The sequence below is a fragment of the Prauserella aidingensis genome (genome assembly GCF_024171865.1).
GTDB lineage: Bacteria > Actinomycetota > Actinomycetes > Mycobacteriales > Pseudonocardiaceae > Prauserella > Prauserella aidingensis.
This window is the reverse complement of record NZ_JAMTCN010000007.1, coordinates 107,794-129,447: the sequence shown is the minus strand read 5'-3', so window position 1 is coordinate 129,447 and position 21,654 is coordinate 107,794. Positions and strand designations below refer to the sequence as shown.

General features: G+C 70.4%; 16 protein-coding genes. 4 read left to right on the top strand and 12 right to left on the bottom strand.

Annotated features, from left to right (window positions below):
- Positions 1 to 132: 132 nt before the first annotated feature.
- A complete protein-coding gene (galE, locus tag LY13_RS10630) occupies positions 133 to 1,152 on the top strand; it encodes a UDP-glucose 4-epimerase GalE (RefSeq protein ID WP_253828173.1) in 1,020 nt (339 codons plus the stop codon).
- On the opposite strand, the gene LY13_RS10625 is transcribed toward galE, so the two are convergent.
- Together LY13_RS10625 and LY13_RS10620 are read right to left on the bottom strand one after the other, a co-directional pair.
- Positions 1,103 to 2,248 carry a DUF4192 domain-containing protein gene (locus tag LY13_RS10625; RefSeq protein WP_253828172.1) on the bottom strand — a complete coding sequence of 382 codons (1,146 nt, stop codon included), beginning with the start codon at positions 2,246 to 2,248 and terminating at the stop codon, positions 1,103 to 1,105. The two genes, galE and LY13_RS10625, sit on opposite strands and share 50 nt — an antisense overlap.
- Positions 2,249 to 2,466: 218 nt before the next feature.
- A complete protein-coding gene (locus LY13_RS10620; protein WP_253828171.1) occupies positions 2,467 to 4,236 on the bottom strand; it encodes a Xaa-Pro dipeptidyl-peptidase in 1,770 nt (589 codons plus the stop codon).
- Positions 4,237 to 4,446: 210 nt separating this feature from the next.
- Here LY13_RS10620 and LY13_RS10615 point away from each other — a divergent pair, with 210 nt between their 5' ends.
- Both LY13_RS10615 and LY13_RS10610 read left to right on the top strand, forming a co-directional pair.
- Positions 4,447 to 5,373: a serine hydrolase gene (locus tag LY13_RS10615; protein ID WP_253828170.1), complete on the top strand. Its 927-nt coding sequence runs from the start codon at positions 4,447 to 4,449 to the stop codon at positions 5,371 to 5,373.
- A gap of 28 nt (positions 5,374 to 5,401) precedes the next feature.
- Complete coding sequence (locus LY13_RS10610; RefSeq protein ID WP_253828169.1) at positions 5,402 to 7,435, top strand: prolyl oligopeptidase family serine peptidase; 2,034 nt, start codon at positions 5,402 to 5,404, stop codon at positions 7,433 to 7,435.
- A gap of 160 nt (positions 7,436 to 7,595) precedes the next feature.
- On the opposite strand, the gene LY13_RS10605 is transcribed toward LY13_RS10610, so the two are convergent.
- The 4 genes from LY13_RS10605 to LY13_RS10590 form a co-directional block, all read right to left on the bottom strand.
- Entirely contained in the window at positions 7,596 to 8,174 is a 579-nt protein-coding gene (locus LY13_RS10605) for a hypothetical protein (protein ID WP_253828168.1), read from the bottom strand.
- A gap of 398 nt (positions 8,175 to 8,572) precedes the next feature.
- On the bottom strand, positions 8,573 to 11,434 hold the full coding sequence (locus LY13_RS10600; RefSeq protein WP_253828166.1) for a vitamin B12-dependent ribonucleotide reductase: 2,862 nt from the start codon (positions 11,432 to 11,434) through the stop codon (positions 8,573 to 8,575).
- 79 nt (positions 11,435 to 11,513) lie between these two features.
- A complete protein-coding gene (gene nrdR / locus LY13_RS10595; protein ID WP_183657185.1) occupies positions 11,514 to 11,975 on the bottom strand; it encodes a transcriptional regulator NrdR in 462 nt (153 codons plus the stop codon).
- A 459-nt stretch (positions 11,976 to 12,434) separates the two neighbouring features.
- Positions 12,435 to 12,782: a LysM peptidoglycan-binding domain-containing protein gene (locus tag LY13_RS10590; RefSeq protein ID WP_253828165.1), complete on the bottom strand. Its 348-nt coding sequence runs from the start codon at positions 12,780 to 12,782 to the stop codon at positions 12,435 to 12,437.
- Positions 12,783 to 13,371: 589 nt separating this feature from the next.
- On the opposite strand from LY13_RS10590, the gene lexA reads away from it, so the two are divergent.
- Positions 13,372 to 14,076, top strand: coding sequence for a transcriptional repressor LexA (gene lexA, locus LY13_RS10585; RefSeq protein ID WP_183657182.1), 705 nt, complete (start codon positions 13,372 to 13,374; stop codon positions 14,074 to 14,076).
- 196 nt (positions 14,077 to 14,272) lie between these two features.
- Here lexA and LY13_RS10580 read toward each other — a convergent pair whose 3' ends face one another.
- The 6 genes from LY13_RS10580 to LY13_RS10555 form a co-directional block, all read right to left on the bottom strand.
- On the bottom strand, positions 14,273 to 15,424 hold the full coding sequence (locus LY13_RS10580) for a hypothetical protein (protein WP_372493808.1): 1,152 nt from the start codon (positions 15,422 to 15,424) through the stop codon (positions 14,273 to 14,275).
- Between the two features lie 205 nt (positions 15,425 to 15,629).
- Positions 15,630 to 17,072, bottom strand: coding sequence for a GTPase HflX (gene hflX / locus LY13_RS10575; protein ID WP_301298786.1), 1,443 nt, complete (start codon positions 17,070 to 17,072; stop codon positions 15,630 to 15,632).
- A 620-nt stretch (positions 17,073 to 17,692) separates the two neighbouring features.
- Positions 17,693 to 18,853 (bottom strand): amidohydrolase, encoded by a 1,161-nt coding sequence (locus tag LY13_RS10570; RefSeq protein WP_253828164.1) that lies wholly within the window; start codon positions 18,851 to 18,853, stop codon positions 17,693 to 17,695.
- Positions 18,853 to 19,527, bottom strand: a complete 675-nt coding sequence (locus LY13_RS10565; protein ID WP_253828163.1) for a DUF1028 domain-containing protein — start codon at positions 19,525 to 19,527, stop codon at positions 18,853 to 18,855. The genes LY13_RS10570 and LY13_RS10565 overlap by 1 nt, the downstream gene beginning before the upstream one ends.
- Positions 19,524 to 19,964 carry a RidA family protein gene (locus LY13_RS10560; protein WP_253828162.1) on the bottom strand — a complete coding sequence of 147 codons (441 nt, stop codon included), beginning with the start codon at positions 19,962 to 19,964 and terminating at the stop codon, positions 19,524 to 19,526. Before LY13_RS10560 ends, LY13_RS10565 begins: the two co-directional genes overlap by 4 nt.
- Complete coding sequence (locus LY13_RS10555; protein WP_253828161.1) at positions 19,961 to 21,430, bottom strand: 4-hydroxyphenylacetate 3-hydroxylase family protein; 1,470 nt, start codon at positions 21,428 to 21,430, stop codon at positions 19,961 to 19,963. Before LY13_RS10555 ends, LY13_RS10560 begins: the two co-directional genes overlap by 4 nt.
- Between the last annotated feature and the right edge of the window lie 224 nt (positions 21,431 to 21,654).

The window sequence follows — 21,654 nt, the reverse complement described above, 5'->3', positions numbered from 1 at the left end:
GCGGCACACTGTCCCCGCCCCATCGCGTCCCCGCCCCACGGCGTCACAGCTCCACGGCGTCACAGCTCCACGGCGTCACAGCTCCACGGCGTCACAGCTCCACAGCGCTCCCCGATCAGGAAGGCCCGGAACATGCCCACCGACCCGGCCCCGACCCGCAGTCCGATGAAACTGGTCGTCACCGGCGGCGCCGGCTATGTCGGCAGCGTGTGCGCCGCACGACTCGTCGAGGCCGGGCACGACGTCACGGTCGTGGACGACCTGTCCACGGGCCATGCCGACGCGGTTCCGGACGGGGTCCGCTTCATCCAGGGCGACGCGGCCGACGTCGCCCAGACCCTGCTCAGCCAGGGTTTCGACGGCGTGCTGCACTTCGCGGCGAAGTCACTCGTCGGCGAATCCATGCAGGACCCGGGTCTCTACTGGCGGGGCAATGTCCTCACCTCCCTGCGGTTGCTCGATGCGATGCGCACCCACGGCACACCGCGGCTGGTGTTCTCGTCGACGGCAGCCACCTACGGCGAGCCGGACGTCAGCCCCATCCCGGAGACGGCTCCGACCGGGCCGACGAACACCTACGGCGCCACCAAACTGGCCATCGACTACGCGATCACCAGCTACGCCCGCGCGCACGGACTCGCGGCGACCAGCCTGCGCTACTTCAACGTCGCCGGTGCCCACGGGCAGTTCGGTGAGCGGCACGCCACCGAGACGCACCTGATCCCGATCGTGCTGCAGGTCGCCACCGGTGACCGCGACCAGGTGCAGATCTTCGGCGAGGACTACCCCACCGCGGACGGCACCGCCGTCCGCGACTACATCCACGTCACCGACCTGGCGGACGCGCACCTGCTCGCACTCGAGCACGCCCGCGAAGGCCGGCACGAGATCTACAACCTGGGCAACGGCACCGGGTTCTCCGTCCGAGAAGTGATCGACACCTGCCGCGAGGTCACCGGGCACGACATCCCGGCGGCCGTGGCACCGCGGCGCGACGGCGACCCGGCCGTGCTGGTGGCCTCGGCCGAGAAGGCTCGTGCGGAGCTCGGCTGGAAGCCGGTGCACACGGACCTGCACGGCATCGTCACCGACGCGTGGCGGTTCACCCAGGACCGGCTCCCCCGGGACGGTCGTCCCACGACTCGCCGCTGACCGTTCGGCGGGCGGCGTTCTCGGCCCGGTCGGCGACGGCCGCGAACGCGCCGGTGCGATCCTGCGCGAGGCGGGCCATCGTCTCGGGCGGCACGGCATGCGCCAGCGCCTGGTCGAGAAGCTTGCCCAGGGTGTGACCCGGTCGGGCCTCGAGCGCCTTCGCCACGGCGACACCGGCCAAGGGGCCGTCGCCACGCAGGTAGGCCGTGTACGCGAGCAGCGACGCCGGTTCCGCACGTTCCGGGGCGGGAACGCCGCGCACCAGTACGGTCCACAGCTGTTCGGCCGCCGCGGCGAGGTCCGTTCGTGGCGGCCAGCACGCACCGAACGCCAGGTCTCGCACCTCGTGGTGGGACAGCGCACGAGCCAACTCCACGATCTCGCGGTCGGACAGTACCGGTGAGGTTCCGGCGCTCCGACCGCTCCGGAACCTCGCCACGGTGTCGCGCACGAGCCCGCAGGCGTGTGCGATCTCCTCGTCCCGGTCGGCGGGCGTCGCCTCGTCACGGGAGGCGGCCAGTTCCAGTAGCGCCGCGCGACGGGCCAGCGCCTGGTCGGTGTCCGGGTCGAGCGCGCGCTCCATCGCCTCGCGGCTCGGATAGGTCAGCTGCCCGGCGTGGGTGGTCACGGCCGCCATGGTCGAGGCCGCCGGATCCGGCAACTCGCCCCGGCACGCCTCGTCTCCGTAGCACCCCCAGCGGGCGCCGAGGCGGATCTCCGGGGTCCACAGGGCGTGGTTGATCGGCACCCCGATGTCGGTCATGACGGCGGCCAGCGCGGCCATCACGTCGCGGTGTGCGGGTCCGTCGCCGGTCGGGTCACCACCGACGAGTACCACCGTCACGGCGGCGGCACCCGACAGTGGAGCGCGCAGCAGCGGCACCAGTTCCGGGACCGACCCCGCGTCCGGAAGGTCGACGCGCATGACGTGGCCGATGGTGTGGGTCTTCGGGCCGTCGGGTGCGTGCACGAGCATCACGAGCGAATTCGCGGGCGTGAAGCCGAGCAGATAAGGGACGGATGCGATGAGCCGATCCGCTCTGCGCAGGTCCACCGGAGTACCGAGGTCTGGACGTGTCGTCGATGAAGTGGTCATGCCTCCACGATGCGGCCGAGAACCCGCCTGCGGGGGCACTGCGCGACATCTGTGGACACGCTCGTCCGACGTGGACAACTCGCCGTCGGCGCGGGCGGGAGGCGCGGAACTGTCGGTGGCGGGCACTACCCTGCCGCGCCCGCCACCGACATCGCTCCCCTCGCCCGGCATCCGGGCGGAGCGGCGGACAGCCCGGACGTGCCGGGCCGAGAGCCCGCCTACCGCATCGCGCCGTCGCCGCCGACGATCGGCACGGTGACCGACGAGTGCTTCACATCCACCGCGACACCGGTCCCGGGCCTCGGCCGCAGCGTGAAGTCGCGATCGCTGGAGAGCACGACGAATTCGAGTCGATGCCCCTCGTCCACCACGTAGTCCTGCGGCTGCAGGTCGAACGACAACCGGTACGGCTGCCCCGGCCGGATCGGCCGGGTCGACGCGCGGTCGTGCCGGTTCTGCGGATCGGCCCAACCACGCGTGACGACGTGCGAGGTGCCGTCGGGAGCGCGATCGACGAGTACGCCGGTCACGTTCGCCGCCGGCCGGTCGAACCGCATGCGCAGGTCGACCGAGGGGGTTCCGCTCAGGCGCACCGGCTCCGTGACGGCCTCGGTGGTGTACCGCAGCCGGTGCGGCGACGTGTCGGCGTCGACGAGCTGCTCCACGGTCTTCGACGCGTCGTCGGTCAGCTCCTCCGTCACCGGCCTGCCGCGCGCCGCACCGTCCGGCGACAGCCCGCCGATGCCGTCACCACCGGGTCGCAGGTGCAGTTCCGCGTCGTCGGCCCCCGCCGCGGGCCAGTCCGCCTCGTCGTGCCACGTCTCGTCCTCGCGCTGGATCGTCGCGCGCGGTTCCGTCTCGACGCCGTTGTCGACGTCGTACAGATAGTGGGAGAACCAGCGGTTCAGCGTGCGCAGCCACTCCTCCTTGCGCACCCCGTAGGGGTCCGTGTGCGCGAACTGGTGCAGCCAGATCTTCCGCTCGACGCCGTGCTCGGCGAGCGCCTCGTACCAACGGGCCGTCTGGCTCAGCGTCACGTTCCAGTCGGACAGACCGTGCACCGCGAGCACGGAGGCGTTCACGTTCTCCGCGTCGTCCAGGTAGGACCGTTGCTGCCAGAACTCGCTGTCGTCACCGGTGACGCGATCCTGCTCCCGGGCCAGTTCGTCGATCACGGGACGGCAGATCTCGCGGTCCTGCCGGGTGTAGACGTACTCGGCGAGCACGTCGGCGTCCTCACCCTGGTAACCACCGGGCGCGACGACCGCACCGTTCTCACGGTAGTAGTCGTACCACTCGGAGATCGCCGCGATCGGCACGATCGTCTCGAGCCCTTCGACGCCGGTGCCGGCGACGGCGTTCGGCAGAGTCCCGTTGTAGGACACGCCCATCATCGCCGTCCTGCCGGTGGTCCAGTCCGCCCGCACCGGATCGCCGCCACCGGTGCGTGCCGGGGCACGGCCGTTGAGCCAGTCCACCACCGACTTCGCGCCGATCGTCTCGTTCTCGCCGCCCGTCGTCGGACAGCCGGTCGATGCGCCGCTCCCGAGCGATTCGGCGTACACCACGGCGAATCCCCGCGACAGCAGGTAGTCCTCGTACCGGGACGTCATCTCCGCGCGCGGTACGTACAGCTCGACGTCGACGTCGTGGTTCTGCACGTCGTTGCCACCCGAGAAGTACGGGCTGGCGGTGTAGACCACCGGCACGCGCAGCCCCTGCTCGGTGTCCGCCGGGCGCACGACGCGGACGTGCACCTCGTCGTCGGCGCCGTCGCGGTCGCTGTCGACCGGCGCGCGGACCCACAGATTCTCCCGTACGACGTCGTCGGGATCGAACACCGGCTGCGCCTCCCCTCCCGTGAACACGGGACGTTGCGGGGGCCCCGCGGCCTCGGCGGCCGCTGCGGGGGCGGACAACGGCAACGCGATGACGGCCGTCAGCAACGGGGCGAACAGTCGTGCGGATCTCCACCTGGCTCTCGACACGGAAACACCTCGATCGGTTCGTGGGGACAGGGACGGTGCACTCGGTGCCGCGCACACGAGCGGCCCGACTTTTCCGCCGATGCCCCGGACTGTCAAGATCGCCCGGATTCGCCTCCCGGGCGGCGAATCACCGACGGCGGGAACGCTGTCGCCTCGCATCGCCGGGCTCGCAACGCGGCGAAACCCGCCGGGACGTGGTCGGATGGAGACATGGGACATCGCGCCGTCGCGGCGGGTGTCGTCGCCGGGGCGGTCCTGGCCGCGGGAATCACGCTCACCACCGGCTCCGTCGGGACGGGCGGGGCCACGGGCGGGTCCACCCCCGGAGACACCCGCGGCAACGTGACCGCGGCCGCTCCCGGACGTCACGGGACCGGCACCGCGCTCGAACCTCCGGCCACGCCGCGTGACCGCGAGCAGGCGGCCACGGCGGTCGTCGACGCGGTCGACCGTGTCGTACCGGGTTCGACGACCGGACTCGCCGTCCACGACCGGCGGACCGGGGCCACGGTCGTCGGGGCACGCGCCGACGAGCCCTTCTACACGGCGTCCGTCGTCAAACTCCTGATCGCCGTCGACGTCCTGCGGGCCCACGACTGGCGCCCGCCCGGCGGCACCACGGGAGCCGACCTGACGGCGATGCTGTCGGCCAGCGACGACGGTGCCGCGACGAGGCTGTGGGAGGAGTTCGGCGGCGCCGCGATCGTCGAGCGCACCGCCCGACTCGTCGGCCTCGACGCCACGACCCCGCCCACCGACGCCGAGGAGTGGGAACTCACCCGCATGAGCCCCCGTGACATCGTGCGCACCTACGCGTACCTGCAGCACGACCTGCCCCGGCCTGCGCGCGACGCGGTACTCGGCAGCCTCGGCGACTTCGACGCGACCGCCGCCGACGGCTTCGACCAGCGGTTCGGGCTGCCCGCGGCGTTCGGCGACCGCACCGTGGCGGTGAAACAGGGCTGGATGCCGGTCGGTGACGACGTGGTGCTCAACACGACCGGCGTCGTGGGCGACGGTGGCCGGTTCGTCGTCGCACTGCCCGTCGTCATGCCGGGCGACACCGATTTCGCCACGGCACGGGACGCGGTGACGGCCGGCGCACGCGCCCTGGCCCGCGCCCTCGGCGGCGGTTGAGCTCCACCTCTGCTGGCAGACTGGGCTCATGACCGACGTGCCCGACCCCGCCACGACCCCCGACGATCCGTACCTCTGGCTCGAGGACGTGACCGGTGGGCGCGCCCTCGACTGGGTGCGCGCCCGCAACGACGAGACGACCGCCGCGTACACCGGCCGTGCCCGCTTCGCGACCCTGCAGCAGGAACTGCGCGAGGTGCTCGACGCCGACGACCGCATCCCGTACGTCGTGCGCCGGGGCGAGTTCCTCTACAACTTCTGGCGCGACGCCCAGCACCCGCGAGGACTGTGGCGCCGCACGACCCTCGACGAGTACCGCACGACCGATCCCGACTGGGACGTGCTCATCGACGTCGACGCGCTGGCCGAGGCGGAGAACGAGAACTGGGTGTGGCAGGGCGCGACGGTGCTGCGGCCGTCGCTGGACCGCTGCCTCGTGGAGCTGTCACGGGGTGGGGCGGACGCCGCGGTCGTGCGCGAGTTCGACCTGGAGCGCCGCGAGTTCGTCACCGGCGGCTTCCACCTGCCCGAGGCGAAGAGCTCCGTCAGCTGGATCGACGCCGACACCGTCTACGTGGGTACGGACTTCGGCGAAGGATCGCTCACCACGTCGGGGTACCCGCGCGTGGTGAAACGCTGGCGCCGCGGCACCCCTCTCGAGGACGCCGAGACGGTTTTCGAGGGCAAGCCCGACGACGTCGCGGTCCGGGGGTTCCACGACCCGACCGAGGGCTGGGAGCGCGACCTGGTCCGCCGGAGCATCGAGTTCTACCGCAGCGAGCTGTACCTGCGCACCGGCGACGGCCTCGTGCGGGTCGACGTCCCCGACGACGCCGTGGCCTCGCTGCATCGGGAGTGGCTGCTGGTGCGCACACGCAGTCCGTGGGGCGAGCACCCCGCGGGTGCGCTCCTGGCGGCCCGCCTCGACGACTTCCTCGCCGGGGACACCACCATGACGGCCCTGTTCACCCCGGACGCCCACACCTCCCTCGACTACTACGCCTGGACCCGCAGCCATCTCGTCGTCGGCACCCTCAGCGACGTGACGACCCGGTTGCGGGTGCTCACCCCTGCCGAGGACGGCTGGCACGACGAGCCGCTCGCCGGCCTGCCGGACGTCGGCAGCGTCGACCTCGTCGACACCGAGCCGGACGCCGACGACGAGATCCTGCTGGAGGTCACCGGATTCACCCAGCCGTCGTCACTGCTCCACGGCGTCGTCGGCGGGGAGTACGAGACGCTCAAGCAGGCGCCGGCGCGGTTCGACGCCACCGGGCTGACGACCGAGCAGTTCTTCGCCACCTCCGACGACGGCACGAGAATCCCGTACTTCGTGGTGCGCCACGAGGGGGCGGAGCCCGGACCCACGTTGCTCGGCGGTTACGGCGGGTTCGAGGTCTCGCAGACGCCGTACTACAGCGGTGTCGTCGGCCGGGGCTGGCTCGCGCGCGGCGGCACGTACGTACTCGCCAACATCCGCGGCGGTGGCGAGTACGGCCCGGACTGGCACAACCAGGCGATCAAGCAGCACCGGCACCGCGTCTACGAGGATTTCGCCGCTGTGGCACGGGATCTGACCGAGCGCGGCATCGCCACCCGGCAGCGGCTCGGCATCCAGGGCGGGAGCAACGGCGGGCTCCTCATGGGGGTCATGCTCACGCGCTGCCCGGAGCTGTTCGGCGCGATCGTGTGCCAGGTGCCGCTGCTCGACATGCGGCGTTACCACCTGTTGCTGGCGGGCGCTTCGTGGATGGCCGAGTACGGCGACCCCGACGACCCCGAGCAGTGGGACTACATCGGGGCCTACTCGCCGTACCAGAACGTCCGCAGTGGACAGTCCTACCCACCACTGCTGATGCTCACGTCGACCCGCGACGACCGCGTCCATCCCGGCCACGCGCGCAAGATGGTGGCACGGCTGCTCGAATCCGGTTATGCGCCCGAGAACGTGCGGTACTACGAGAACATCGAAGGTGGCCACGGCGGCGCGGCCGACAACGCCCAGCTGGCGTTCAAGACCGCGCTGGCCTACGAGTTCCTGTGGGAGCGACTCGGCGGGTAACACCGGGGCGCGGGACGGCTCGTCGCGCGAGACGAGCCGTTCCGCCGCGCGAGGGACCGGAGACGGACGAGGGGCCGGAGAATCGTCGGTCTCCGGCCCCTCACCGTGGTGGTGACAACCGGTCCGCCCGGTGCGGTCGGCGACCGCACCGCGTCCCGCGTCAGGCGTCCGCCGGGTCCGGGTCCAGCTCCTGCGCCCGGGCCTGCAGCTCGAGCGCGATGGGTTCGGCCTCGTCGTACCGGTCGGGGTAGGCCGAACGCTGCACGGACTGGGCGACCTGGCCCGCGGTGAAGTCGGGATTCGCCGCGTCGATCTCGATCGCACCCGCCGTGCCGTCCGACGGGTTGCCGTGCAGGAAGTCGTACGTCGCGAGCTCCGGGTCCCCGGCATTGACCCAGCCGTAGTCGGGCCGCTGCTGGAACACACCGATCGACGAGGCGTGGCCACAGTCGAGATCGTTGGCGTGCGACTCGACCCACGCGGCCTCGTACGTGGCCAGCCGCACCTTCTCGCCGGCGTTCTGGTCGTCGAGGACGTTCTCGATGATCACGAGAACGTCGTCGTCGGCCTCCGCGGGTACCTCGCACTCGATCTGCACGGGAGCCTCGGCGGCCGGAACGTGTCCGCCCGGCCGCAGCAGCGCGTCGTAGCCCTCGTCCGCCGCCGCGGGTGCCGCGATTCCCAGTGTCAGCGCCGACACGGCGAGGCCGGTCAGCATTCCTGTCCTCAAGGTCGTCATGCCGTCCCTTCCATAGGTGGTTGTCCTACGAGCAGGTGAAGTGACGTGCTCCGGTCGTGCACCGGACGACCACTCCGCGGAGTCGGCCCGCCGCTGCGACGACCGCGTTCACGCTAAAAGCACCCACAGGTAGACACCTACGGCCGAAAGTTCCTTACGCAGTGAACTGGACAGGCGCAAATATCGCACATCGCGCCATTTCGGACACTGCGCAGTCGGGTGACGCGGAGACCTGGGGGTCCCGGCGCGCACGGACGAGGGCCGGGGATCGATGTGATCCCCGGCCCTCGTCCTTCCCGGCACTCGTCGTCACCGGTCCTCGTCATGACCGGTCCTCGTCACCACCGGTGCGAACCGGCCGTGTGGACGGTCACCGGACGCCGGTCACAACCTTCGGGTCAGCTGCAGCCCGACGTGGCGCCACAGCCTTCGCAGGCGTAGCACGAACCGGCGGGGCGCATCTTCGTCCCGCAGGTCATACACAACGGGGCGTCCGCGGCCTTGCCGAGCTGCAGTTCCACCAGCTCGGTGGTCGTGTGCGCCTGGTCCCCGGATTCGCTTCCGTCGTCGGCCGACTGCTCGGCCACCTGGGTACCAGTGGAGTCCACGGTGCTCCGCAGCGTTTCCAGGTCGACACCCTCGCCCTCGGAGGAGCCGCCGCCGTTGTAGTCGGCTTCCACCTGGGCCGCGCGCTCGTCGGCGGTGAAGATGCCGAGCTGTGCACGCTTGTCGTACGGCAGGTAGTCGAGCGCGAGCCTGCGGAACAGGTAGTCGAGCACGCTCGTCGCCATACGCACGTCCGGGTCGTCGGTCATGCCCGCGGGCTCGAAGCGCAGGTTCTGGAACTTCTGCACGTAGAACTCGAGCGGGATGCCGTACTGCAGACCCACCGAGATCGACATCGAGAACGCGTCCATCACGCCGGCGAGCGTCGAACCCTGCTTGCCGAGCTTGACGAAGATCTCGCCGAGCCCGTCGTCCGGGTAGGAACCCGCCGTCAGGTAGCCCTCGGCGCCGGCGACGGTGAACGACACGGTCTGACTCGGCCGCTTCTTCGGCAGGCGCTTGCGCACCGGGCGGTACTCGACCACCTTCTCCGGCTCGGCCTCGCCCTTCTCCTGCTTGCCCGTGGACAGCGGCTGGCCGACCTTGCAGTTGTCACGGTAGATCGCTAGTGCCTTCAGGCCGAGCTTCCAGCCTTCGAAGTAGATCTCGGCCACCTCGTCGACGGTCGCCGACTCCGGCATGTTGACGGTCTTCGAGATCGCACCCGAGATGAACGGCTGCACCGCAGCCATCATCCGCACGTGACCCATCGGGGCGATGGACCGCTCGCCGACCGCGCAGTCGAACACCTCGTAGTGCTCGCTCCGCAGGCCCGGCGCATCGATGACGTGGCCGTGCTGTGCGATGTAGTCGACGATCGCCTCGACCTGCTCCTCCTGGTATCCCAGGGCACGGAGTGCGCGCGGCACCGCGTTGTTGACGATCTGCATCGACCCGCCGCCGACGAGCTTCTTGAACTTCACCAGCGAGAAGTCCGGCTCGATGCCCGTCGTGTCGCAGTCCATCATGAACCCGATCGTGCCCGTGGGCGCGAGCACGCTGGCCTGCGCGTTGCGCCAGCCGGAGCGCTCACCGATCTCGATACCGCGCTTCCACTCGTCCGTGGCGAGCGCCCGCACGTTCGCGTCGTTGCTGTGCAGCGTCCGCACGAGCTCGTTCGCCGCGGCGTGCTTGCGCATGACCCGCTGGTGCCCCTCGGCGTTACGCGCGTAGCCCTCGTAGGGCCCGACGACGCCGGCCATCTCGGCGGAGCGGCGGTACGACACCGCGGTCATCAGCGACGTGATCGACGCCGCGAGTGCACGGCCGCCGTCGGAGTCGTAGGCGTGGCCGGTCGCCATGAGCAGCGCGCCCAGGTTGGCGTAGCCGATCCCCAGCTGGCGGAACTTCCTGGTGGTGTCGCCGATTGCCTCGGTCGGGAAGTCGGCGAAGCAGATCGAGATGTCCATCGCGGTGATGACCAGCTCGACCGCCTTCGCGAACAACGGAGCGTCGAACGAGCCGTCGTCGGACAGGAACTTCAGCAGGTTCAGCGACGCCAGGTTGCAGCTCGAGTTGTCGAGGTGCATGTACTCCGAGCACGGGTTGGACGCGGTGATCCGGCCGGACTCGGGGCACGTGTGCCAGTCGTTGATGGTGTCGTCGTACTGCAGACCGGGGTCGGCGCACTCCCACGCGGCCTGCGCCATCTTGCGGAACAGCGGCTTCGCGTCCGTCCGGTCGACGACCTCGCCGGTGGTGCGGGCCCGCAGGCCGAACGTGTCGTCGGACTCCACCGCGCGCATGAACTCGTCGGACACGCGCACCGAGTTGTTGGCGTTCTGGTACTGCACCGACGCGATGTCGCTGCCGCCCAGGTCCATGTCGAAACCGCCGTCGCGGAGCACCCGGATCTTGTGCTCCTCCTTGGCCTTGGTCTCGATGAACTCCTCGACGTCGGGGTGGTCGACGTCGAGCACGACCATCTTCGCCGCGCGACGCGTCGCACCGCCGGACTTGATCGTGCCCGCCGAGGCGTCGGCGCCGCGCATGAACGACACCGGACCGGACGCCGTGCCGCCGGAGGAGAGGAGTTCCTTCGAGGAACGGATCCGCGACAGGTTCAGACCGGCACCGGAGCCGCCCTTGAAGATGCGGCCTTCCTCCTTGTACCAGTCGAGGATCGACTCCATCGTGTCGTCGACCGACAGGATGAAGCACGCCGAGACCTGCTGCTTCGACGTTGTGCCGACGTTGAACCAGACCGGCGAGTTGAAGCTGAACACCTGGTGGAGCAGCATCCAGGTGAGTTCGTGTTCGAAGACCTCCGCGTCGGCGGGCGAGGCGAAGTAGCCGTGCTCGGTACCCGACGCGACGTAGGTCTTCACGACGCGGTCGATCAGCTGCTTGAGGCTGCTCTCCCGCTCCGGGCTGCCGACGGCACCCCGGAAGTACTTGCTGGTGACGATGTTCGTGGCGTTGATCGACCAGGCCTCGGGAAACTCGACACCGCGCTGTTCGAAGTTCACCGTCCCGTCGCGCCAGTTGGTCATGACGACGTCACGCTTCTCCCATGTGACCTCGTCGTACGGGTGCACCCCCTCGGTCGTGAACACACGCTGGACCCGCAGGCCCTTCCGTGCGCCACCGCCGCCGCCGGACCGCTTCTTCGACGTCTTCGAGGTCTCGGCGCCGGCTCCGACCGTTTCTGTCATGACTCCCACTCCCGCGATTGGCACCAAGCGGCGACGCCGTGGCGTCGTCCGCATCTACTCCCACTGTCGACCGAGGTCCTCAGTCGACCGAATCCGCAATCGCCTGGCGAAGGTCCGTGATCTCCTTCTCGAAGTCCTCGATGGAGGAGAACGCGCGGTAAACGCTCGCGAACCTCAGATACGCCACAGCGTCGAGTTCGCGCAGGGGCCCGAGGATCGCCAGTCCGACCTCGTGACTCGGGATCTCCGCCACGCCCGCGGCCCTGATCGACTCCTCGACGCGTTGCGCGAGTTGTTGCAGCGCGTCGTCGTCGACCGGACGGCCCTGACAGGCCCGGTGTACGCCTCGGATGACCTTGTCCCTGCTGAACTGTTCCGTCACCCCGGAGCGTTTGACGACGGCGAGCACCATCGACTCCGAGGTCGTGAACCGGCGGCCGCACTTCGAGCACGAACGCCGTCGCCGGATCGCCTGTCCCTCGTCCACCTCACGAGAATCGACGACGCGGGAATCGGCATGCCTGCAGAACGGGCATCGCATGACCGAACCACCTCCCCTTCACAGGCGCCGGCGCACTGTGCGCCGCGACCATCGCCGGACCACGTCCCGTGACACCGGCAGGGCGATGCGTTCCGACGCACCGCCGACGACTCTCGATCACCCCGCCGATCCCGCTGAGACCGATGACGAGCTCGGTCGTGACGATGCGGCGAGGACTGTCGATCACCAGGTCGTCCTGGTGATCAATCTGTGGATACCCGGTGGGCGAAGGCCGACGAGCTGTGGATAACCCTGTTCGAGTTTACCCCAATTTGTGGACCAACTACAGCCGTGTAACTACTAGATGTGGGGGTTGACTGTAGGAGTGCACCCACCCGCCGCGCAAGTTGACACAGCCATCCGGGGAGTGATCACCGACATAGCTCACCGCCACGGGGGAGCTGACCCGGGCGAGGCCTCCGGAAAACGCAGGAAGACCGACCGGGGCGGCCGACACGGTCACGACCCGACGGGAACCACCAACGGGACACCCGCGCTCACCGCACCTTCCGCCAGATCGTTGAGTTCCCGGATGCGCGCCACCACGGCGGCCGGATCCGCCTCGGGTGCCGCCGACTCCGCGACGTCCCACAACGACTCCCCCGCACCGACCGACACGACCGCCGTGTCCGCCGGAACCGCGGCGCCGTCACCGGAACCACCGGCCGCGGCGAGCGCATGGGCCAACAACCCGACCGTCACCGCGAAGGAGAACACGCCCACCGCCACGGCGATCAGGAGCCACCCCTGTGTTGTGATCCGTGCCCGCGAGCACGCGCGCACCGGGATCCGGGCGCGCGGCCGCACCGGCCCACTCCGTGTCGGCGGGCGGCGCGACTCCGCGGGTACGACCCGGACCCAGCGGGTCGTTCGCCCCTCGCGAACGCGTCCGCCCGTCGCCGTCGCCACCGTGCACTCGGCGCGCACCCCGGGCGCGCCGCCGACTCGCCCGGGAGCGGCGTCCTTCCTTTCGCGCCGACTGCGATCCCCCATCGAGGGAACGCGGGCCGACCCAGCGGACCCGTCCCGCCCGGCCCGCCGGCCCGACCTGCTATACCTCGCATGCCCACCCTCCAGCGACTGCTCCCGCTGCAGTACGATCGACATGGCCACCTCCTCGAACATCCGATCGATCGAACGCCTGTACGATGTGTACCACCCGGGTCCGACAAAATCGAGAGCCGCACGGCGTGTCCCTCGAACAGATGTTTGAGATTCGCGGTCGGGGAGGCTAGCGTCGGAGATGTACGGCGTGCCATTCGGCCATCACGGCCTGTCGCGGCTCGCCGGACACGACAGAGCGCACGACGACACAGCACACGACGAGACGCGGTGCCATGCGGCACCGCGATCACCGGGCAGCCGTATCCGCTGCCCGCGACTGGGAGGCGACACGGTGGCACGCAAGACCCACGACGAGACCGGCGGCAAGCGTGGTCCCGGCAGCACTGTCCACGACCTGCCGGAGGTCACCGAAGAAGGCCTCACCCCGCGACAGCAGCGCGTCCTGGCCGTCATCCGCTGGTGGGTGGACCGCTACGGCTACCCGCCGAGCGTCCGCGAGATCGGCGAGGCCGTCGGCCTGACGTCGACCTCGTCGGTGCACCATCAGCTGGGAGCTCTGCAGCGCAAGGGCTACCTGCGACGAGACCCGAACCGGCCGCGCGCGGTGGGCATGCTGACGACCGAGTCGATCTCGAAGCTGAACCCGTCCGAGGACAGGCCCACCCCGGCGTTCGTGCCGATCCTGGGCCGCATCGCGGCCGGTGGCCCGGTGCTGGCCGAACAGGCCGTCGAGGACGTCTTCCCCCTCCCCAAGGACCTGGTCGGCGAAGGAAATCTGTTCCTGCTCAGCGTCACCGGCGATTCGATGGTCGATGCGGCCATCACCGACGGGGACTGGGTCGTCGTCCGCCAGCAGGAGGACGCGGAGAACGGTGAGATCGTCGCCGCCATGATCGACGGTGAGGCGACCGTCAAGACGTTCAAGCGCAAGGACGGCCACATCTGGCTGCTCCCGCACAACGAGGCGTACGAACCGATCCCCGGTGACGACGCGCAGATCCTCGGCAAGGTGGTCGCGGTCCTGCGCCGGCTGTGACAGCGGCGGGACCCAGCCGTGGACGGCACCGTGTCACCGGGCCGGTGTCCTCGGGTTCGGGTCCTCGGTGCCGGGTCCTCGGGTTCGGGCCCTCGACGTCGGGACATCGGCGGCGGATCCTCGGTGCGCATCATCGGGCTCCGGTGATCGGCCCGGAGCAGGACTCCGTGTCCTCGGGCCGAAGCGGGGGCCGAGCTCACCGCCGACGGCGGCGGACGGCCACGACCGACGCTGCCACCAGCACGACCGCGGCGATTCCCGCCCCTACGGGCCCGAGTGGAAGGTCCGGGGCATCGTCCTGCCGCTGGGCCCCGGCAGTGGCCTCCCGGTCCCGGCTGCCGGCGCCGTCAGATCCGGACGGGTTCGCTCCGTGGTGCGAGTCGGCGCCGGTTCCGTCCTCGGCCGTACTCGACCCGTCCTCTCCGGGACCGCCGTCGCCCGGACCGCCGTCTCCGGGACCGTTGTCGCCCGACCCGCCGCTGACCAGTGCGGCCGCTCCCGGTACGACGCGTATCGGGTTGCCGACACCTTCGCTCGCGGACACGAGTGCGCCGTCGGGCGCAAAGGCGATCGCTTCCCCCTGCGGTTCGCCGGGCAGGGGGACCCGCACCGGGTCGCGCTTCAGCGCGGCGACGACGTCGCCGTCCGGTGCGGGATACAGGTACGCGTCCGTGTAGGTGCGCAGTGCGACGACCCGGCCGTCGCGACTCGTCGCGCCGCCGGTGATGAGCAGGGATCCGGCGACGCCGACCGGGCCGCCCCGGGTCGCGGTGGGTGTGACGCTCACGGTGCCGACCTTCTCGAGCGGTGTCGGACCCGGACTCCGCAGCGGCGCGGCCGGCCGGTACACGGCCGACGTGCCGGTCATGCTCTTCGTGACGATGTGCGGGGTGCCGTCCCGGTCGAGGACGAGGGCCTCCGCGTCGTGCGCCCCGTCGGGGTAGGTCAGCCGGTACAGGGTCGACTCGTGCCCGGGACGCAGTGCGTGCAGCGCCACGGTGTCCCGCTCGCCCCGGTTGTCGCCGACGTCTGCCAGCCAGAATGTGCCGTCGGCCGCCCGCGCCAGGTCTTCGACGTCGTACGGGTCGGTCGGGTCGGTGAGCACGTCGGAGACCGCGCAGTTCCGGTCGATCACGTGGACGCGCACGTCCGTCCCGCCGTCGTTGACGGCGTACCACCGGTCGTCGTCGGCGACGAGTCCTGAGACCTCGGCGAGCGTGGGGTCGTCGAGGCGGCACACCGTTTCCGGAGCAGGCGGGGTGGGCTGCCGCGCTTCAGCGGTCGGCGCGGCGCGGGCCACGGCAGGCGCGACGGCGCCGCTCAGGGCGACGATCGACGCGGCCACCACGGCCCCGCCGATCCGTCCCCGGCGGCGGGGCCCCGGACGTCGGTGTCTCAGCCGGAGCCGGCCCGCCCGGGATTCCGCTGTTCGGCGGGGCTGTGCTCCTCGACCGGCCACCCGGTGACGCGCCGCTCCCCGACGGCCCGTCCGACGGCGCTCCGGCCGAGGGTTCGGTGAACGACGGCGCACTGCTGTTCGGGGCGCGGCGCCGTCAGGCCGGGTCGGCGGCGCCCTCGGCCGCGGTGCGGTAGGGCTCGAGCGCGCCTGCCAGGTCGGCGTGCACGCGTGCGCACAGGCGGGTGCCGTCGGCGGTGTGGTCCTCGGTCAGCACCTCACCTTCGGAGTGCGCGCGGGCGACGAGTTCGCCCCGCGCGTACGGCACGAGCACGTCGACGAGTGTCTCGGGCCGCGGCAGTCGGTCCGCCATCGCGGCGACCAGCTTCTCGACGCCCTCCTGGGTGCGGGCCGACACGACGTGTGCGTCGGGCAGCAGGTGCCGCAGGCGCGCCAATGACACCGCGTCGGCGGCGTCCGCCTTGTTGATGACGATCAGCTCCTGCGGCAGTGACTCGGACCGTTTGCTGCCGATCTCGGCGAGCACGGTCCGCACGGCCTGCACCTGTTCCTCGGGCGCGGGGTCGGAGCCGTCGACGACGTGCAGCAGCAGGTCGGCGTCGGCGGCCTCGTCGAGGGTCGAACGGAACGCGTCGACGAGTTGGTGCGGCAGGTGCCGGACGAACCCGACGGTGTCGGTCAGGGTGTAGGCCCTGCCGTCGGGTGTGACGGAACGACGGGTCGTGGGATCGAGCGTGGCGAACAGGGCGTCCTCGACCAGGACGCCTGCGTCGGTCACCGCGTTGAGCAGGCTGGACTTGCCGGCGTTGGTGTAGCCGACGATCGCCACGCTCGGCACGTCGTTCGCCATGCGGCGGCCGCGTTTGGTCTCGCGGATGGTGTCCATCGCCGAGATCTCGCGCCGCAACTTGGCGACGCGCTTGCTGATGCGCCTGCGGTCGATCTCGAGCTTCGTCTCACCGGGTCCGCGCAGGCCCACGCCGCCGTTGCTGCCGGCGCGACCACCGGCCTGCCGGGACAACGTGTCACCCCACCCGCGCAGTCGCGGGATGAGGTACTGCAGCTGCGCCAGCTCGACCTGGGCCTTTCCTTCCTTCGACCGCGCGTGCTGGGCGAAGATGTCGAGGATCAGGGCCGTGCGGTCGACGACCTTGACGTTGAGCTTGTCCTCGAGCTGGCGGAGCTGGCCGGGCGAGAGCTCACCGTCGCAGATGACGGTGTCCGCACCGGTGGCGACGACGATGTCGGCAAGTTCGCGGACCTTCCCCGAGCCCACGTACGTCGCCGGGTCGGGGCGGTTGCGCCGTTGCACGAGTCCTTCGAGCACCGTGGAGCCGGCCGTCTCGGCGAGCCTGGCGAGTTCCTCGAGGGAGGCCTCGGACTGGGCGGCCGTACCTTCGGTCCACACGCCGACGAGCACGACGCGCTCGAGCCGCAGCTGCCGGTTCTCGACCTCGGTGATGTCGGACAGTTCGGTGGAGAGCCCGGCGACCCTGCGCAGCGAGGCGCGGTCCTCGAGCTCCAGTTCGCCGGTCGACGGTGCGTCGTCGAACACCTCGTCCAGCGTGTCGGCGGACAGGTCCGCCTGCGACGTCAGCACGTCGCCGCGATTCCGGTTACTCACAAGCCTCCATGTCGGATGTCGTCGCCGCGCTCGCGGCGCCTTCCCGTCCATCGTCCCACGTTCCGCCCGATTCGCCGACCCGTTTACCGGCTCGGGTACACGGCCAGGTGCATCGCGGTATCGACGGCGGCCTCTGTGGCGGTCTCCTCGTCCCCTCGAGCAGCGCGGCCGGCCTGTCACGAAGCTCGGTGAGCCGGTCCTCCGGCAACCTGGCCACCATGCGTGTCTGGTAGTTGGGCCCGCATCGACGTTCGCGATCTCGGTCAGGAAGGCCTGAGCATCGCGGCGTCCACCGGCGCGTGCCACGGGACACCCAGCTGCCGGGGCGCACCGGTCAACGGGTAGGGCATCTCGTTCGCGCCACGCGTTCGTGTGCCCCTCATGATGATTCAACCGGATGATCGGCACGCGTATTCCCCGGCGCAACCGCCTCGGCCGGATGAACGCCGCGTTCCGCGTCCTGATCGTCCTCTCTCCTCCGTTCCGACGGCCCGCCACCACTCCGTTCCGGAGGCACGCCACCGTCGCGCGACGTCACGGGCCTGGTCGGCTCACCGCGGCACCGTGTCCCCGGGTCACCGCCCGGTCAGGAGCCGGGTGCGGATCGCGTCGTCGGCCGCCGCACGAGCCACGGTGAGTGCCAGTGCCTGGCCACCCTGCACGACGGCGACGTCCGCCGCGGGCGCCGCGGCCGCCTCGGCGAACTCGGCCTGGTGGTTGACCGCCGGCAGCGAGTCGATGCCGATGTACGGGTGGATCGAGGGGACCACCTGGCTGACGTTGCCGAGGTCGGTCGAGGCACGGTTCATGCGGGCATCGGGACCCGTGGTGAACGTCCTGCCCAGCTCCGACGCCGCGGTCACGTACAGCCCTGTGAGCTCGGCGTCGTTGCGGAAACTCGCGTACGGCTTGCTCTCCGGTTCCACCCACACGTCACAGCCTGTGGCCAGCGCCCCGGCCTCGAAGCACCGCCGCACCCGCTGCTCCACCTCCGCCAACTCGTCCAGGTCCGAGGCGCGGACGTACCACCGTCCCTCCGCGTGCCCGGGGATCGCGTTGGGTGCGGTCCCTGCCTCGGTGACGATCCCGTGCACCCGCACGCTCGCGGGCAGCTGTTGCCGCAGCAGCCCGAGCGCCACCTGCGCCACCGTGAACGCGTCGGCCGCATTGAGGCCGCGTTCCGGGTAGGCGGCCGCATGGGCGGCGCGCCCCTCGTAGCTGACCCGGGAATGCGACACGGCGTACGGCTCGGCCTCGGCCACGTCGACCGGACCCGGATGCACGAGCGCCGCGAGGTGCATCCCGTCGAACCCGCCGCGGTCCAGCAGTTCGATCTTGCCGCCGCCACCTTCCTCGGCGGGCGTGCCCGCGACGTGCACCGTCAGGCCGAGATCGTCGGCAAGCGGCGCCAGCGCGAGTGCCGCACCCACCGAGATCGCGGCGATCACGTTGTGCCCGCACGCGTGGCCGAGCCCCGGCAGCGCGTCGTACTCTGCGCACAACGCGACGTGCAACGGCCCGCCGCCCGCGGTGGCGAGAAAGGCCGTGTCGAGGCCGCACCACCGTTCCTGTACGTCGAATCCGGCGTCTGCCAGTTCGCCGGCCACGCGCGCGCTCGAACGGACCTCCTCCCAGGCGACCTCCGGAGCGGCGTGCAGGTCGTGGGACAGCGCCACCAGCCGGTCCTCCACGGCCGCGACCGCGCCGGACACCGTGGGTCGGAGCTCTCGCGTCATCACGCGTCTCCCGGCACGCCGTAGGAAGGCGCCCGCCGGGGGTCGAGGCCGCGCAGCCGGTAGGCGGCCTTCTGCGGAGCCCACAGCTGCCAGAGTCGGAGCAGCTCGCCGAACGGCTCGTCCGCGTCGTCCACACGCAGGTCGGTGACCGCCCACGGCACGTCCTCGGCCACGACGAGTCCCACCGACCGCACCGGGCCTTCCTCCCCGCCAGCGGCCAGAGCCGCGGCGTAGCCGTCCAGCAGGCGTTCCTCGAACGCCTCCGCCCGGCTGCCGGTGTAGCCACCCAGCATCGCGTGCGCCACCGACTCCGTGGCGAGCAGGTTGCCCGCCACGACCGCCGCGTCGCCGGTGACCGACGTGTGCGTGCCGAGCGTCTCCGCCCCGGAGTGTGCCGCGGTCTCTCCCGACACCGACACTGCCGACAGCTGGCGGTATTCCGGGAACCCGTCGGCGGCAACCATCGCGCACACGGCGTCCGCGGGGCCTGCCCCGGACGCCAGTGCCTCCAGGCCCACCCGTCCCAGGTCGGGGTTGGTGACGTTCTGCGAGGTCACCGCCCCGACACCGGCCCGCACGTGCGCGCACCGGGCCGCTACAGCCGGGCTCGACGAACTGACGACGATGCCGAACGCGCCCGTGTCCGGATCGCGGGCGGCGAGCGAGAAGGTCATCGGCCCTCCCCGCTGACCACGGCCGTGGCGTCGATCTCGACGACCCACTCCGGTCGCGCGAGCCCGTCCACGATCAGGCCGGTCGAGACCGGGTGGACACCACGCAGCCACGTCCCCATCTCGCGGTAGACGTCCTCGCGATAGCGCACGTCGGTCAGGTAGACGACGATCTTGACGACGTCGCGGAGGCTGCTACCCGCCTCGTCGAGCAACTGCGCGATGTTCGCCATGGCCTTGCGGGTCTGGGCCACCGCGTCGCCGGTACCCACGCTCGCCCGCGTGTCGAGATCCTGGCCGACCTGCCCGCGCAGGTACACCACTCCACCGGCGACGACGGCCTGGCACAGGTCGTTGTCGAGGTTCTGCTCGGGATACGTGTCGGCGGTGTTGAACGTCCGGATCCGAGTGTGCGTGGGGCGGAAGTGTGGCTCGCTCATGCCGCCGCACCCCTCTCCCCGAGGACCTTGTCCGACAGGCCCGCCACGTCCCGGACGAGGTCGAGCGGTCCCGCGTAGTCGAAGTTGTGGTAGACCGCCGCGAGATGCGCGAACGGCGGCGCCTGGGCGAACAACTGGAACGTCAGCCGATGACCGGCGTAGTCGCTGTTGAGCAGATCGCGTGCCATGGCGAGGAGTTTGCGTCGATCGTCGGCGACCCAGTTCTCGTTGATCGAGTAGAACTTGTCGAGCCATCCCGCGGTGGCCGGGTTGTCGAACGCGGCAGCGTCGGGCGTGATGCAGATCTGCCCACCGCACAGCTCACGCGCCAGGTGCATCATCTCCGCCAACGGGGTGAGGGCGGCGACCCGACCCGTGTAGAGCAGGGACTGGTTCGGCATCAGCAGGCCGCCGGGGCTGGGCTCGGCCACGACGATCGACGCCGTGAGGTGGGCGCTGATCGTCTCGCGATACGTCGCCAGTGTCGCCAGCTTCTCCTGCACCGCCTGCTGTTTGTCGAGTCCGGTCTGCTTGGCGTTCCACAACGCGGCGCCGATCATCAGGTCGGCGAACCGCAACGTCCGCTGTACGTAGGCGAAGGCGCTGTAGCGGTGCAATGTGGACCGGATGTACGTCGCTGCGCGGGTGTGCCGGTAGAACAGCACGTTCTCCCACGGGATCTCGACGTCGTCGAAGACCACCATGGACTCGACCTCGTCCACCCGGTTCGACAGCGGATAGTCGGCCTCCGGTACCCGGCCGGCGAAGCCGTCGCGGCAGATGAACTTCAGGCCCGGCGATCCCATGTCGAGAATGAATCCGACGGCGTAGTCGGACATCTCGTCGTTTCCCCAGTTGGCGATCGTGGGTTTCGTGAACGCCTGATTGGAGTACGCGGCCGCCGTCTCGTACTTCGCTCCGCGCACGACGATGCCGTTGTCGGTCTCCCGGACGATGTGCAACAGCATGTCGGGGTCCTGATCCTGCGGTGCGCGGGAACGGTCACCCTTCGGATCCGTGTTGGCCGACACGTGGAACGGGTCCGCGGTCACGGCCCGGTGCACATGATTGCGGATGTTCTCGGCGAACCGCGGATCCACCTCGTTGAGCACGTCCTGGCCGTCGTAGAGCGACCACATCTCGCCGATCGTCTCGTCGCCGACCCGGGTCACGACGCCACGCGCATGGTCCATCACCAGGTCGGTCGCGGCACGTTTGTCCCACCAGTCCTGCTGGGTGCGCGGCAGCCGGTTGGCGATGCAGTTGGTCTCGCCGTCAGCGGGGTCGCGGTAGGTCATCACATCGCGCGTCCCGGGGTCGTGGGCCATGTCGTAGATGTGGGCACGGACGTCGACGATCGGCTTGAACGCCGGATGCGTCGTCACGTCCCGCACACGCTCGTTGCCCATCCAGACCTCGCGGCCGTCGCGAATGGAATCGCGGTACTCCTCACCGGTACGGATCATGCTGACGTTCTCCTCGCAAGTGGGCTCGGCCTGTTGCCGTGACGGGCCGGTACGACCACCAGCATTCGGCGGCTGCCGCGAATCTGTAAAACACGGAGTTCCGATCGTTGACATCACCGAATGAGATGAATTCGACACCGCAATACCGGCGCAACACCGCCGTCGCACGACCGTCGGTCGGACCACCGTCGGGACACGCACACGATACGACGGCGCACACAGCA

Bases quoted from the DNA above. Each gene is read 5' to 3' on its own strand.
- galE (WP_253828173.1), top strand. From the start codon at position 133: ATGCCCACCGACCCGGCCCCGACCCGCAGTCCGATGAAACTGGTCGTC.
- LY13_RS10610 (WP_253828169.1), top strand. From the start codon at position 5,402: ATGACCGACGTGCCCGACCCCGCCACGACCCCCGACGATCCGTACCTC.
- LY13_RS10570 (WP_253828164.1), bottom strand. From the start codon at position 18,853: ATGACGCGAGAGCTCCGACCCACGGTGTCCGGCGCGGTCGCGGCCGTG.
- LY13_RS10560 (WP_253828162.1), bottom strand. From the start codon at position 19,964: ATGAGCGAGCCACACTTCCGCCCCACGCACACTCGGATCCGGACGTTC.
- LY13_RS10615 (WP_253828170.1), top strand. From the start codon at position 4,447: ATGGGACATCGCGCCGTCGCGGCGGGTGTCGTCGCCGGGGCGGTCCTG.
- LY13_RS10605 (WP_253828168.1), bottom strand. From the start codon at position 8,174: ATGACGACCTTGAGGACAGGAATGCTGACCGGCCTCGCCGTGTCGGCG.
- LY13_RS10555 (WP_253828161.1), bottom strand. From the start codon at position 21,430: ATGATCCGTACCGGTGAGGAGTACCGCGATTCCATTCGCGACGGCCGC.
- LY13_RS10625 (WP_253828172.1), bottom strand. From the start codon at position 2,248: ATGACCACTTCATCGACGACACGTCCAGACCTCGGTACTCCGGTGGAC.
- LY13_RS10600 (WP_253828166.1), bottom strand. From the start codon at position 11,434: ATGACAGAAACGGTCGGAGCCGGCGCCGAGACCTCGAAGACGTCGAAG.
- nrdR (WP_183657185.1), bottom strand. From the start codon at position 11,975: ATGCGATGCCCGTTCTGCAGGCATGCCGATTCCCGCGTCGTCGATTCT.
- LY13_RS10565 (WP_253828163.1), bottom strand. From the start codon at position 19,527: ATGACCTTCTCGCTCGCCGCCCGCGATCCGGACACGGGCGCGTTCGGC.